Raw genomic sequence first — 13,484 nt, 5'->3', positions numbered from 1 at the left:
ATGGTTCTCTGTAGGGCTGTGACTAAAATACTCACCATTCCCAATTAATCAGGAATAAAATAAGAAAATACCCATAAGATGACCGCAACATACATTACCTCATCAATTTTCTTGGCTGTGGCATTTCGTAGCTGAAAATGAATAATCTCAGGTCTTAACCATAAATACATAAAACAGAGATTAGAACCTAGGCAAGATAAAATTGCTTTTAAATGATGAGTTTCCGACCAATTCAGAATAGCAAAAATATTCAGCAACACGATGAAACCAAACAAAATTAACTTATGTTTAAGGCTTAATACTTTTGTTTCTATATTTTCTAGTTGATTCATTCAATGACTCTTTATTTTAATTCTTAGGTCATTAAAAAATTGTTCATACCCTAGAATATGAACAATCATTATCTTTTAACGCCATTTGACCGCTTGAATGGTTTCCTGTTTCTTGGGTTCATTGTTATCATCGACAGCACAGCCGCAACCTCCGCCACAACCCACCACGATTTTAGGCTTTAACCATGTTGCCAAACGGTGCCAACCCAAACGCTGACAGAGATTCGATAAGGCAAGAAAGCTCGAACTTGCGGTTTTAGGGAACACTTTTTTAAAGACAACAAGAGCGCTCCACAGCACCAATACAGCGATAATCAAGTACTCAAACATAAACCACTCTCCAATCATTAGCTCCCTTTTTTTAAAGGGATGAGCTGCCGTTATGGCAACTCACGGTGAGATTGCTTGCTTAACCCCAAATACGTGATGCAATCTGGTAAGTAAAGAAAGACATTAAATACGCTAAACCAAATAAATAAGTCGTCATCACTGCCACATGTTTCCATGAACCCGTCTCACGGCGTACCGTTGCTAAGGTTGCCAAACAATGTGGCGCATAAATAAACCAAACCAACAAAGATAAACCCGTTGCTAGCGACCAACCCGTACCATCCATACTGATTAGATGTGATAAGCCTTGTGCTACTGCATCATCATCAGCGCCAGATAAAGCATAGACTGTACCTAATGCTGCAACGACTACTTCACGTGCTGCCATTGCTGGAATCAATGCAATACAAATCTGCCAGTTGAAACCAATTGGGGCAAAAATTGGTTGTATCAAGTGACCTAACATCCCCGCAAAACTATAATCAATTGCAGGTTGTGTCGCACCCTCTGGCGCTTGTGGGAACGTACATAAAAACCAAAGTAAAATCGAAAGGGCAAAAATAATCCCACCCACACGTTTTAAAAAGATTTTGGCACGATCAAGCAAGCCAATCCCAACGCTCTTTAAATCTGGAATACGATAACTTGGTAACTCAAGTAATAGCGCATGTTGTGATTTATCTTTTTGTAGAAATTTCATCACAATCGAAACACATAATGCACTCACGATCCCTGACATATATAAACCAAAGAGTACCAAGCCTTGTAGATTAAAAATCCCCCATACCATTTGACTTGGAATGAAAGCAGCAATCAATAAAGCATAGACGGGTAATCGTGCTGAACAAGTCATTAATGGTGCAACCATAATCGTGGTAAAACGATCACGCGGATCACTAATACTACGTGTTGCCATAATGCCTGGCACTGCACACGCAAAGCTTGAAAGTAAGGGAATAAACGCACGACCACTTAAGCCTGCTTTAAACATTAATTTGTCGAGCAAGAAAGCTGCACGTGGTAAATATCCAGACTCTTCCAACACTAAAATAAAGAAGAACAGAATCAAAATTTGGGGCAAGAACACAACAACGCCACCTGCACCCGCAATAATCCCGTCAACAACTAAACTATGAAGTAAAGGTTGTGAAATATGGGCACCAAGTGTCGTACCTAACCATCCAAAAAAGCTTTCTATCCCATCCATAAATGGTGCAGCCCAAGCAAATACGGCTTGGAACACAATAAACATCATCAGCGCAAGGCTCAGTAAACCTAAAACAGGATGCAAAAATATTTTGTCGAGAAAGTCAGTACGCTTATCTTCCTGATCAACAAAGTTAACGACATCTTTAAAAATAACTTGGATTTTCTGATGATGCTCACCTGTTAATCCACTCAGCTCAGTGTGCGGTACTGCATATTTTTCTTGATCCAAGGCATGTAGTAGATTTTCAATACCCGAATTACGTACTGCAACCGTTTCAACAACGGGAACACCTAATCGCTCTGATAATTTTTGAGTATTGATCTGAATACCACGACGACGCGCCTCGTCCATCATATTCAATACAACAAGGATTGGACGACCTAGCTCAATGATTTCCAAGACTAAGCCAAGATGAAGCTTTAAATTGGTGGCATCAACAACACATAAAAATGCATCTTGCTGCCCTTCCTCAGCAATCTTACCTTGGCATACATCACGGGTAATTTCTTCGTCAGGACTCGTTGCCTGCAAACTATAAGTGCCTGGCAAATCCAGCACACGTACAGCTTTTCCAGAAGGGAGTTGAAAATGCCCAACCTTACGCTCAACCGTAACGCCTGCATAATTGGCAACTTTCTGACGTGTTCCTGTCAGATGATTAAATAAAGAGGTCTTACCACAGTTTGGATTTCCCACAAGGGCAACACGTAACGCATCACTCATGCAGGTGCTCCTTCACGTTGAATTTCAATTTTATCGGCCTCAGCTTTACGCAATGCAAAACGAGTAAAACCAATCTGGATTAGAATCGGGTCGCCACCAAAAATACCTTTGGTAATCACCTGTACTTGTGTACCAGGCACAAAGCCTAAACTCTCTAAACGAATAGCCACAAGATCTGGCTGTTCGGCATCATCTACTAAGCGATTCACTTTAGTAATCATCGCCGTTTGCTTGACTTTTAATGCTGACAATCGCACCGCTTCTAACCCTTTACTCTTTTACGCTAGTATACAAGCAAATGAGAATAATTACCAAAAGCAATCTCAGTGGCATTCGCTTCTGTGACAGATCGACAACAATTCATTTTTCTTTTACAGTGCAGTTGAATGAAGGACTTTTCTGATTATGTTAAATAAAAAACCTCGTATTCCAACTGCGGTCACAATTCCAGAACATCTCAGTTTTTTACACGGTTTCCGTGATTATTTAGTGGCGCAAACCGTGAGTCCACACACACGTAACGCCTATTTGTCTGACTTAATTCAATGTAGCGACCTACATAAAATATCATCACTGCCACTTTGGTCGAGTGATGATATTGCTGATGTCTTGATTGCGCTCACCAAGTCAGGTAAAAGCCCTCGTTCAATTGCTCGTTGTTTATCGGCTTTACGCCAATTTTATAAGTTTCTGAGAGAACAGAAACTCAGGGAAGATAATCCTGTTGCAACCCACCGTTCTCCTAAAATTGGACGAGCCTTACCTAAAGACTTATCGGAACAAGATGTCGAGGCTTTGATCAATGCACCTGACATCAATACTGCACTAGGTCTACGCGATCGTGCCATGTTCGAAGTATTATATGCCTGTGGCTTACGTGTATCAGAATTACTGAATTTACGTTTAGAACTGATTAATCTAAAACAAGGTTTTTTACGGATTACAGGTAAAGGCAATAAAGAACGGCTTGTCCCTCTTGGACAACATGCTTGCGACTGGATTGAAAAATATTTAACTGAATCACGTCCACAACTCTATAAAAGTAGTACCGATTATTTATTTTTAACACAACATGGCGGCATTATGAGTCGACAGAATTTTTGGTATGCGATCAAACGCTATGCATTACAAGCCAATATTCTTGCAGAGTTATCGCCCCATACCTTACGCCACGCTTTTGCAACCCATCTACTCAATCATGGCGCGGATTTACGTGTTGTGCAAATGTTACTTGGACATAGTGATTTATCAACCACTCAAATTTACACCCATGTTGCCCAACATCGGATGCAAGAATTACATAGCAAATACCATCCAAGGGGATAAAACCACCTTTTATCTATCAGCTTCATTTCGTTCACAGAGCATCAGCAAGATTTAACGAAGTCAATTTAATTTTTTGGTATGCTTGGGCAAGCTTATAAATACATATGAAAAGGTTGTTTATGTTGTTTACTCGGTCTCAGTTGGTGGTTGCTTGTGCATTAGCCTCAACATTATTCATCAGTGCTTGCTCAAAACAAAATTCAGCACAAAAACAAGATGCACCTACAACAAGTACCTCTGCAACAGGTGAAGCATCAACTTCAAATGATCACGATACACAACAACGTTTGGTGAGCGCCTTAGAAAAGCACTTTAAAACAGCCAATATCAATACCAAAATTCTTACAATTAAAAAAACTGAAGTACCTAATTTATTTTGGGTGAGCCTAGAAGGAATGGGCTCAGTTTATGCAACCAGTGATGGTCAATACATTATTCAGGGCGATGTTATTCGTCTTGGGGAAAAGCAATTACATAATGTGGGTGAAAGCTTACAAGCGGGTGAAAATAAAAAGCGTTTAGCTACCCTCAAAACTGAAGACCTCATCGTTTATCCAGCACAAGGTGGTAAAGCCAAGCATGTGATTTACGTCTTCACCGATTCAAGCTGTCCTTATTGCCATAAACTGCATGAGCATCTTGCTGAAATTAATGCAAAAGGCATTGAAGTCCGTTATATCGCATGGCCTCGTGGCGAACAATTTATGCCAACCATGCAAGCGATTTGGTGTAGTGAAGATCGTAAAGCTGCATTTGATCAAGCTGCACAAGGTCTACCTGTCGCATCGGCTGAATGTAAAAATCCTGTCCGTGACCAATATCAATTAGGTTTAAATATGGGTGTGAATGGCACACCTGCAATTTATAATGTTGAAGGCGTCTATTTAGGGGGTTATATGACCCCTGATGAAATCGTTAAACGTTTAGAAAAATAAATCATTCTCCACACTCTATCAGAACGACTCGGGCGACAGATTAAAGATGATCTTAGCCCTAGTGTCTGCGCACTTTTTTAGCTATGATCAAGCTTCATTAAAATGATTGAATAAAATGGAGTGTGACGTGAAACCAGTTCGTCTGGCGATACTCGGTCTTGGTACTGTTGGTGGTGGAGCCCTTAAATTACTACAAGAAAATGCTGCTGAAATTAAACGCCGTACCGGTCGCGAAATTCAAATTACACACGTAGGCACACGCCGTCCACGTCCAGATTTACAACTCGAAGGCATTCAACAAAGTGATGATTTCATGGAGATCGTACGTCAACCTGATGTTGATGTCGTAGTCGAAGTGATGGGCGGTATTCATCCTGCCTATGAAATCATCATGGAAGCAATTAAGCATGGCAAGCAAGTTGTCACCGCGAATAAAGCTTTACTTGCTGAACATGGTAATGAGCTTTTCAAAGCAGCAGAAGATAATGCCGTCCAAATTGCGTATGAAGCAGCTGTTGCTGGTGGTATTCCAATTATTAAAGTAATCCGTGAAGGTCTGGCTGCGAACCATATTCAATGGCTTGCAGGCATCATCAATGGTACAGGCAACTTCATTCTGACTGAAATGCGTGAAAAAGGTCGTGCATTTGATGACGTACTTAAAGAAGCTCAAGAGCTCGGTTATGCTGAAGCAGATCCAACTTTTGATGTAGAAGGGATTGACGCTGCACATAAGCTGACGATTTTAGCGTCTTGTGCTTTTGGTATTCCATTACAGTTTGACAAGGTCTATACGGAAGGCATCAGTAAAATTACTGCACAAGATGTGAAATATGCTGAAGAATTAGGCTTCCGTATCAAACATTTAGGTATTGCACGCCGTGCAAGCAATGGTATTGAACTACGTGTCCATCCAACACTAATTCCAGCAGAACAACTGATTGCCAATGTGAATGGTGTTAAAAATGCGGTATTGGTACAAGCACATGCTGTAGGCCCAACTTTATATTATGGTGCTGGTGCTGGTGCTGGTCCAACAGCTTCTGCGGTTGTTGCTGATGTGATTGATATCGTACGTGATATTTCTTATACCGAAGATGGTGCAGGAACGATTCCACAATTGGCATTTGAAGCATTGACCAATATGCCAATCCTCAGCCGCGAAGAAATGACAACTGGATACTACATCCGCCTCAATGCTGAAGACCAAACAGGCGTATTAGCAGATGTCACCACGATTCTCAGCCGTGCGGGTATCAGTATTGATGCCATCATGCAGCAATCTCGCTTAAAAGATTTGATTCCTATCGTGATTTTAACAGACCCAATTGTTGAATCTAAAATGGATGAAGCACTTGCTCAAATTCAAGCATTACCTGCAATTCGTGGCGAAATCGTAAGAATTCGTTTAGAATCGCTCGATAGTTAATCAGGTTTTTGAATCCCCCTAAATCCCCCTTTTACAAAGGGGGAGTTATACCTCATATTGGAACACCATCATGTCGAATGCCAATCGTTATACTGGTCTTGTAGATCGTTATCGTGACCGTTTACCTGTGTCTGCAACTACACGCGCAATTTCTTTAGGTGAAGGTAATACTCCACTGATTAAGCTAGAGAACATTCCACGTATTATTGGCAAAAATGTTGAAATCTATGTGAAGTACGAAGGTCTTAACCCAACAGGTTCATTTAAAGACCGTGGTATGACGATGGCTGTAACCAAAGCTGTTGAAGAAGGTTCAAAAGCGATCATTTGTGCGTCTACAGGAAACACATCAGCAGCAGCAGCAGCATATGCAGCACGTGCAGGTATCAAAGCGTTTGTATTGATCCCAGAAGGCAAAATTGCAATGGGTAAAATGGCGCAAGCGATGATGTATGGTGCGATTACCATGCAAATTCGTGGTAACTTCGATGATGGTATGCGTTTAGTAAAAGAAGTTGCAGATCAAGCACCTGTGACGATTGTAAACTCAATCAACCCTTACCGTTTGCAAGGTCAAAAGACCATCGCTTATGAAATTGTAGAAGCTTTAGGTCGTGCGCCTGACTATCATTGCTTGCCAGTCGGTAATGCAGGAAATATTACGGCTCACTGGATGGGTTATACAGAAGCTGTTGCAAACCAACCTGCTGATCAGTTTGAACAAGTGATTTATGATGCTGCAACAGATCAATTCACTGGTCCTAAACCAGAAGGCTTGCCAATCATGGTCGGTTATCAAGCTGATGGCGCTGCACCTTTCTTACGTGGTGCACCAGTCGAAAACCCTGAAACGGTTGCAACAGCGATTCGTATTGGTAATCCACAAAGTTGGAACCATGCAAAAGCAGTCGTACGTGATTCTAAAGGTTGGTTTGATGAACTTGCGGATGCTGAAATCTTAGAAGCTCAACGCTTACTTTCAATGTATGAAGGTGTGTTCGTAGAACCTGCTTCAGCAGCGTCTATTGGCGGTGCAATTCGCGATATTAAAGCGGGTAAAATTGCTGAAGGTTCTGTAATCGTATGCACAGTAACAGGTAATGGCTTAAAAGACCCAGATACTGCAATCAAGCAATGCGCTGATGCCGTGATGCTGTCAATTGATGCAACAATGGCTCAAGTGAAAGATTCAATTCTTTCGAATATGTAAGCATAAATTTTTACAATAAAAAAACCAGTTGCAAGCAACTGGTTTTTTTATTCACAATTATAAAAATAAATGTTACTCGTAATCATCGTAACTATATTGTGCCGATAGATCTTTTTCAATTTTTTGAATTTCGTCTAAGCCGATTACTTTGATTTCAAATAAAGGCTGCTTTAATAAAGAATTAACCGCATATAAACCCTCTTCCTCCCAACCCTGTAGAATGGTTAACGTTTGACTTTTATTATTATATTTTAATGCTTTATTATTTTTTATTAAGGCTTGTAATAATACAGGTTGTTCCGATAAATCTTCAAATGAACCTTTCAATTCAATATCATCATAATCGTAATCTGCAAAAATAGTTCTGACATTCGTTTTTAATTGTTCAGGTTGATCTGCATACGCTAAACCTGCAAAAAACTCATCATGCTCTTCCACCCATGCTTGTTTTTTCACTGACCATAAACCATAGAATTTAATGTCTTGATCAAAATGAATTAATTGATAACTTTGCATGTTAGCAAGCTGAATAAACTCAAAAGTATCTTCATCATTTAAGCCTTCAGGCAACGTTTCTCGAGAGATACCTCCCTCCTGATAAATATGTTCACCACAACGTGAAAAGACAAAATCATCCAATTTTTTTAATAATGCCTCATCTGCATCAAATAATGATTCAACTTCATATAAAAAAAAGTTACGTGCAGCTTTAATTTCAAGTTGTTTATAGACCGCTTCAGCTTGCTTTTTATTATCAAATACATTGCTCATACGATGTCCTATTACATAAAAAACCTCGTCGTTATAACCAAAGCTTTTTTCACGAATAACATAGTTTGTCATTTTAATTCCCCCAATTTCAGTGTGTAATTTTTAAATATTTAGAATCATAATTTAACAAAAAATGCTCAAAATAGAAGTAATAACGGATTTCTCACGTCATGAAATGTCGTCTTATTATATAAAAAAGCTCCTCAAATGAGGAGCTTGACGTTCGTAAGCAATTAAATTCTTTTCGGTAAAGTGCTGAGCCAAGTCAATAAGTTGGTTGCATCATTGGTACGTGCCTGAGAAGTTGAAGCTCCCAATAGAACAACAACTGCTGGACGTGAATTAACGGTTGTATGCATCACCACACAACGACCTGCTTCATTGATATAGCCTGTTTTAGATAAGTTAATATTCCAACCACCATTACGCACTAAAGCATTGGTATTATTTGACTTAAGCACACGATAACCTAAATTAAAGTCATAGGTGGGCGTGGTTGAAAATTGACGAATTAAACCATACTGAGAAGCTGCAGTGACTAGAATACCCAAATCACGTGCAGAAGAAACATTATGAGGATCTAAACCTGTTGATTCCGCATAACGTGTCGAGGTCATACCTAATTGTTTTGCTTTTGCGTTCATTGCTGCAATAAATGCGGGACGACCACCAGGATAAGTACGCGCTAAAGCCGCAGCCGCAGGATTTTCTGATTTCATCAAAGCAAATAGCAAAGCCTCTGCACGATTCATTGAATCGCCAACACGTAAAGTCGAGCTTGAATTTTTCCCACCTGCACCCGCAAAATCTACTGATTCAAGCGTAATTTCTTGCGACATATTTAAACGTGCATCCGCCGTCACTACTGCTGTCATCAATTTCGTAATCGATGCAATCGGTACCGACATATTACTGTTCTTACTGAACAGCACTTCGCCTGTTTGTGCATCCATCACTAAAGCAGCACGTGCATTTACAGATGGCTGACTACTATAATGCGACGTGTCTCGAATTTGGATACTTTTCTGCGGTGCTACAGAAGAACTTATGTTTGCTGAGCCGCCACTACGCAAAGTCGTTGTGACTGAAGTTGAGCCTTGTGGACTAATCTCTAAGGAATCATCATCTTCCATCAATTGGCTCGCATCATTTGCGGACCAATTTAACGAAGCTGAGGAATTATTCGCATTCGAAGAAGCCGAATTGCTATTTACAACCAATTCAGCAAAGCTTGTTGAACTGAAAGCCAACAAAATAGACATGCTTAATGCATGCATGACAGATTTTTTAGAATTTTTCACGACACAATACTCAACTCAACACGCTGCACATTTGCGCTTACTACCATTATGCCTTACATTTAAACAAATCGGGTAAAGCTTTTATAGACACAATTGTGTACAACTATGCTCTAAAGATGAAGAATAGGATTGCTAATTTTGTCGTTTCATTGCAAGCTCATTTTGCTTTATGTAACAAAAAACCAGTTTTTTGAAAAAAAAGGAGGTCTTCTTGATCACTGTTCTTGTTGTTGATGATCATGAACTCGTACGTACAGGTATTTGTCGTATGTTGGAAGACCATCCAGATGTAGAGGTCATTGGACAGGCCGAATCTGGAGAAGAAGCGATTGCTTTGGTTCGCCAGAGACATCCTCAGGTTGTATTACTCGATGTCAACATGCCTGGGATTGGTGGCGTAGAAACAACTCGTCGCCTATTACAAAGTGCACCAGAAACCAAAGTGATTGCTGTCAGTGGTCTTGCAGAAGAACCCTACCCATCTCTTTTATTAAAAGCTGGGGCAAAAGGTTATATTACCAAAGGTGCACCGATTTTAGAGATGGTACGTGCAATTAATAAAGTAATGCAAGGTGGTAAATATTTCAGTGCCGATATTGCAGAACAACTTGCAAGCTCATATCTTTCCGATACGCAGCAATCACCTTTTGATGCACTCTCAGAACGTGAAATGCAAGTTGCAATGATGGTCGTAAATTGTATCAGTGCTCAAGAAATTGCTGACAAATTATTTGTAAGTGTTAAAACTGTAAATACCTATCGCTATAGAATTTTTGAAAAACTAGCGATTGATAGTGATGTAAAATTGACCCATCTCGCCATTCGTTATGGGCTCATTAAACCTTAACAATATTAATATTAGTGATCGCTTATGTTGGGAAAAATTGCTTCTTCAGTCTCCCAAACCGTTTATCGGCTCGGAATTTGGTATAGTGGATATCGACTGATTATTTCAATCAGTCTAATTCTTATTTACTTACTCACTGCGGAGCAGCTTTCCACCAACTACGATTACCCTTTTTTATATTTCTATACGTTAGTCTGCTATATCTGCATCAACATTTTTCAACTCTTCATACTCAAGCTCATTCCATTACATGTTACGAAACAACTCATTTTCGTCTTTATTGTGGATATTGCCTGCTTGAGTATCATTACCTTCTCTGCGGGAGGACCCAACTTACAACTCAGTTTGCTGTATGTGATTATTATTTTCTCATCTGCAATTCTATTAAATGCCCACCTATCTCTCATCGTGACACTTTTTGCCGTCATCATGGTGGTTTACCAACGCTTTCTTGGTAATTTCTTTGATCATAATAATCTCAACAACCTTAGTAATAGCGCATTTCTTGCCTTTTTATTTTTTGTGGTTCATGCAATTGGTCGTATTGCCGTTCAAAGATTTAAGATTTTAGAAACATTAACCTTTCATCAATCAATTGAAATTCATCAACTACAAAATATTAACCGCTATATTTTGGAACAGATTGAAGATGGCTATTTGGTATTAGATCATAGCAACCATATTGTGTTGAGTAACCCAGCAGCCAACACATTATTAGGCATTCAAATCCCTGTTTCTCCAGAAAAAACCCCTCTGCTCAAGTGGCAACCTGATTTATTTGAACTGATTAAATTTAGTGATTTAGAGGATGGAGAAGAATTCAGCTTTGAGTCCCAACAAAGTCCTTATACGATCAATGTTCGTGTTAAACACCTAATCGTCCCTGAACAGTCATTAATTTTACTGATCTTAAAAGATGCGCAAAAACTCACTCAACATGTTCAACAGCTTAAACTTGCTGCATTAGGACAACTCTCTGCCAGTATTGCGCATGAGATTCGCAATCCTTTGGCAGCAATTGTACAAGCCAATGAACTATTCAAAGAAAGTGATCCGCATCAACAAGAAATGCTGTCACGCATGATTAGTAAACAAGCAAGGCGCATTGATAATATTGTCCAAGATACCTTGGGAATGACGCGCAACAAACCTACAGACCCCCAAGTCATACAACTATCAGGTTTTTTTGACAGTCTACTAAATGAAGACTTGGCTGATGCCAAACAAAAAATTAAGCTTAATCTTTCAGATCGTATTCATATCCTTTTCGATGAAAAACAATTACGACAAGTGCTGATTAACTTAATTCGAAATGCACTACGACATAATGCAGCTGATGCAGAATATATTGAGATTAATGTCGATCTAAAAGATGGTCGGACTTGTATTGATGTGATTGATTTTGGTACAGGGGTCGCAAAACGAGATATTTCTCAGTTATTCAAACCATTTTTTAGTACCGAAATTAAAGGAACTGGTTTAGGATTGTATCTGTCTCATACTTTTTGTGAGGCAAATCATGCAAAGCTCACCTATGTAGAGCGACAACAAGGAGCATGTTTCAGGATTGAATGCTCAAAAATTCATTGATTAGATTAGGTTTTTCGGGGAAATGGCAATTAAACAACCACTCGTCTTACTCGTAGACGATGAAGAAGACTTATGTCTTTTAATGCAAATGACGCTCGCTCGAATGGGTATTAAAACTCATCTTGCCTATCGTGTAGAGCAAGCAAAAAAATTCTTTACCGAGTTTCAATACGATGCTTGTTTAACAGATTTAAATCTCCCAGATGGCAATGGTCTAGACTTAGTTAAACACGTCACACACAACTATCCAAATACACCAATTGCTGTACTAACAGCGTATGGCAATATGGATATCGCAATCGCTGCTTTAAAAGCAGGTGCTTTCGATTTTGTTAGCAAACCTGTGAATCAGACTCATTTAGATCAATTGATTCAAAAGGCATTGAATCGACCACGACCAGAACAAGAGGCTGCTGAAACAGCTTTAGAAAATAAACTACTGATCGGCCGCTCCACACCAATTCAGCAATTACGAATTGCGTTAAAGAAAATTGCTCGATCGCAAGCACCTGTATTTATTACAGGTGAATCTGGAACAGGGAAAGAGGTTGTTGCAAATTTAGTTCATCGTTTAAGTAACCGTAGCGAAGGACCATTTATTGCAATCAACTGTGGTGCTATTCCAGCTGAATTGATGGAAAGTGAACTTTTTGGTCATAAAAAAGGTAGCTTTACGGGTGCAACGCAAGATAAACAAGGTTTAATTCTTTCCTCACATGGTGGCAGTTTATTCTTAGATGAAATCGCTGAGTTGCCATTAAATATGCAGGTTAAGCTGCTGCGTGCGGTGCAAGAAAAGAAAATCCGTCCTGTAGGCTCAGATCAAGAAATTGATGTCGATTTCCGAGTGATTAGTGCTAGCCACCAAGATCTCGAATTACTAGTACAACAAGGTCGCTTCAGACAAGATTTATTTTTCCGTATTCATGTCATGGATATTGTGCTTCCACCATTACGCGAACGTGGACAAGATATTTTACTACTTGCAAGCCACTTTATTCAAAAGATCAGCCAAGAATGGGAAGTATCGGTTAAAACCCTCTCTTCTCGCGCAGAACAGTTCTTATTGCAGCAATATTTCCCAGGTAATGTTCGTGAACTTCGCAACATTATTGAACGTGCAATTACGCTCAGTGATGATGAAACCATTGATCTAGCCCATCTTCAAACAGCTCCTCTACGTAGCCCTATTGCAACGCCAACAGTCTCATTTTCAACACAAGATGAAAATGATCATGCGGTAAGCACTAGCCCTATGGGTTCTAAAAAGCTACCACCTGAAGGACTGGAGCTCTATTTAGAAAATATTGAAAAAGAAATTCTTCTCAATGCACTAAATTTAACCCATTGGAATCGAACTTTAGCGGCTAAAAAATTAGGAATGACTTTCCGTTCTTTACGCTATCGTTTGAAGAAGTTTGGTTTAGATACCGAAGATGATGAATAAGCGTTAACAATAAAGCCCCTGAAATAAGGGGCT

13 protein-coding genes are annotated in these 13,484 nt (G+C 39.6%); 7 read left to right on the top strand and 6 right to left on the bottom strand.

All coding sequences use genetic code 11. The features are described 5' to 3' along the window. Positions 1 to 44: 44 nt before the first annotated feature. The 4 genes from MMP60_RS08165 to MMP60_RS08150 form a co-directional block, all read right to left on the bottom strand. Complete coding sequence (locus tag MMP60_RS08165) at positions 45 to 332, bottom strand: hypothetical protein (RefSeq protein WP_241335801.1); 288 nt, start codon at positions 330 to 332, stop codon at positions 45 to 47. A gap of 75 nt (positions 333 to 407) precedes the next feature. Beyond that, the gene (locus tag MMP60_RS08160) at positions 408 to 662 is read right to left on the bottom strand and encodes a DUF6587 family protein (RefSeq protein ID WP_241335800.1); all 255 of its coding nucleotides are present in this window, start codon (positions 660 to 662) and stop codon (positions 408 to 410) included. 79 nt (positions 663 to 741) lie between these two features. After that, on the bottom strand, positions 742 to 2,595 hold the full coding sequence (locus MMP60_RS08155) for a ferrous iron transporter B (RefSeq protein WP_241335799.1): 1,854 nt from the start codon (positions 2,593 to 2,595) through the stop codon (positions 742 to 744). Continuing rightward, a complete protein-coding gene (locus MMP60_RS08150) occupies positions 2,592 to 2,852 on the bottom strand; it encodes a FeoA family protein (RefSeq protein WP_018679148.1) in 261 nt (86 codons plus the stop codon). Before MMP60_RS08150 ends, MMP60_RS08155 begins: the two co-directional genes overlap by 4 nt. 148 nt (positions 2,853 to 3,000) lie before the next feature. On the opposite strand from MMP60_RS08150, the gene xerD reads away from it, so the two are divergent. The 4 genes from xerD to thrC all read left to right on the top strand — a co-directional run bounded on the left by xerD (position 3,001) and on the right by thrC (position 7,495). Further along, positions 3,001 to 3,921: a site-specific tyrosine recombinase XerD gene (gene xerD / locus MMP60_RS08145; protein ID WP_241335798.1), complete on the top strand. Its 921-nt coding sequence runs from the start codon at positions 3,001 to 3,003 to the stop codon at positions 3,919 to 3,921. A 119-nt stretch (positions 3,922 to 4,040) separates the two neighbouring features. After that, positions 4,041 to 4,856 carry a DsbC family protein gene (locus tag MMP60_RS08140; protein WP_241335797.1) on the top strand — a complete coding sequence of 272 codons (816 nt, stop codon included), beginning with the start codon at positions 4,041 to 4,043 and terminating at the stop codon, positions 4,854 to 4,856. A 127-nt stretch (positions 4,857 to 4,983) separates the two neighbouring features. Next, on the top strand, positions 4,984 to 6,285 hold the full coding sequence (locus tag MMP60_RS08135; RefSeq protein ID WP_241335796.1) for a homoserine dehydrogenase: 1,302 nt from the start codon (positions 4,984 to 4,986) through the stop codon (positions 6,283 to 6,285). A 70-nt stretch (positions 6,286 to 6,355) separates the two neighbouring features. Then, on the top strand, positions 6,356 to 7,495 hold the full coding sequence (thrC, locus tag MMP60_RS08130) for a threonine synthase (protein WP_241335795.1): 1,140 nt from the start codon (positions 6,356 to 6,358) through the stop codon (positions 7,493 to 7,495). Between the two features lie 72 nt (positions 7,496 to 7,567). On the opposite strand, the gene MMP60_RS08125 is transcribed toward thrC, so the two are convergent. Together MMP60_RS08125 and pbpG are read right to left on the bottom strand one after the other, a co-directional pair. Beyond that, positions 7,568 to 8,338 (bottom strand): hypothetical protein, encoded by a 771-nt coding sequence (locus MMP60_RS08125; RefSeq protein WP_241335794.1) that lies wholly within the window; start codon positions 8,336 to 8,338, stop codon positions 7,568 to 7,570. 161 nt (positions 8,339 to 8,499) lie between these two features. Next, positions 8,500 to 9,567 carry a D-alanyl-D-alanine endopeptidase PBP7/8 gene (gene pbpG / locus MMP60_RS08120; protein WP_241335793.1) on the bottom strand — a complete coding sequence of 356 codons (1,068 nt, stop codon included), beginning with the start codon at positions 9,565 to 9,567 and terminating at the stop codon, positions 8,500 to 8,502. 211 nt (positions 9,568 to 9,778) lie between these two features. On the opposite strand from pbpG, the gene MMP60_RS08115 reads away from it, so the two are divergent. From MMP60_RS08115 to MMP60_RS08105, 3 genes are read left to right on the top strand one after another with little or no spacing between them, the layout of a single operon-like run. Then, a complete protein-coding gene (locus MMP60_RS08115) occupies positions 9,779 to 10,414 on the top strand; it encodes a response regulator (protein WP_241335792.1) in 636 nt (211 codons plus the stop codon). A 24-nt stretch (positions 10,415 to 10,438) separates the two neighbouring features. Further along, positions 10,439 to 12,004 carry an ATP-binding protein gene (locus MMP60_RS08110; RefSeq protein ID WP_241335791.1) on the top strand — a complete coding sequence of 522 codons (1,566 nt, stop codon included), beginning with the start codon at positions 10,439 to 10,441 and terminating at the stop codon, positions 12,002 to 12,004. Positions 12,005 to 12,026: 22 nt separating this feature from the next. Continuing rightward, positions 12,027 to 13,451 (top strand): sigma-54 dependent transcriptional regulator, encoded by a 1,425-nt coding sequence (locus MMP60_RS08105; RefSeq protein WP_241335790.1) that lies wholly within the window; start codon positions 12,027 to 12,029, stop codon positions 13,449 to 13,451. Positions 13,452 to 13,484: the final 33 nt, after the last annotated feature.

Origin of the sequence: Acinetobacter sp. ANC 4805 (genome assembly GCF_022549495.1) — a bacterium.
Taxonomy (GTDB): Bacteria; Pseudomonadota; Gammaproteobacteria; order Pseudomonadales; family Moraxellaceae; genus Acinetobacter.
Note: the sequence above shows the minus strand (reverse complement) of the source record. Positions and strands in the feature narration are given on the sequence as shown.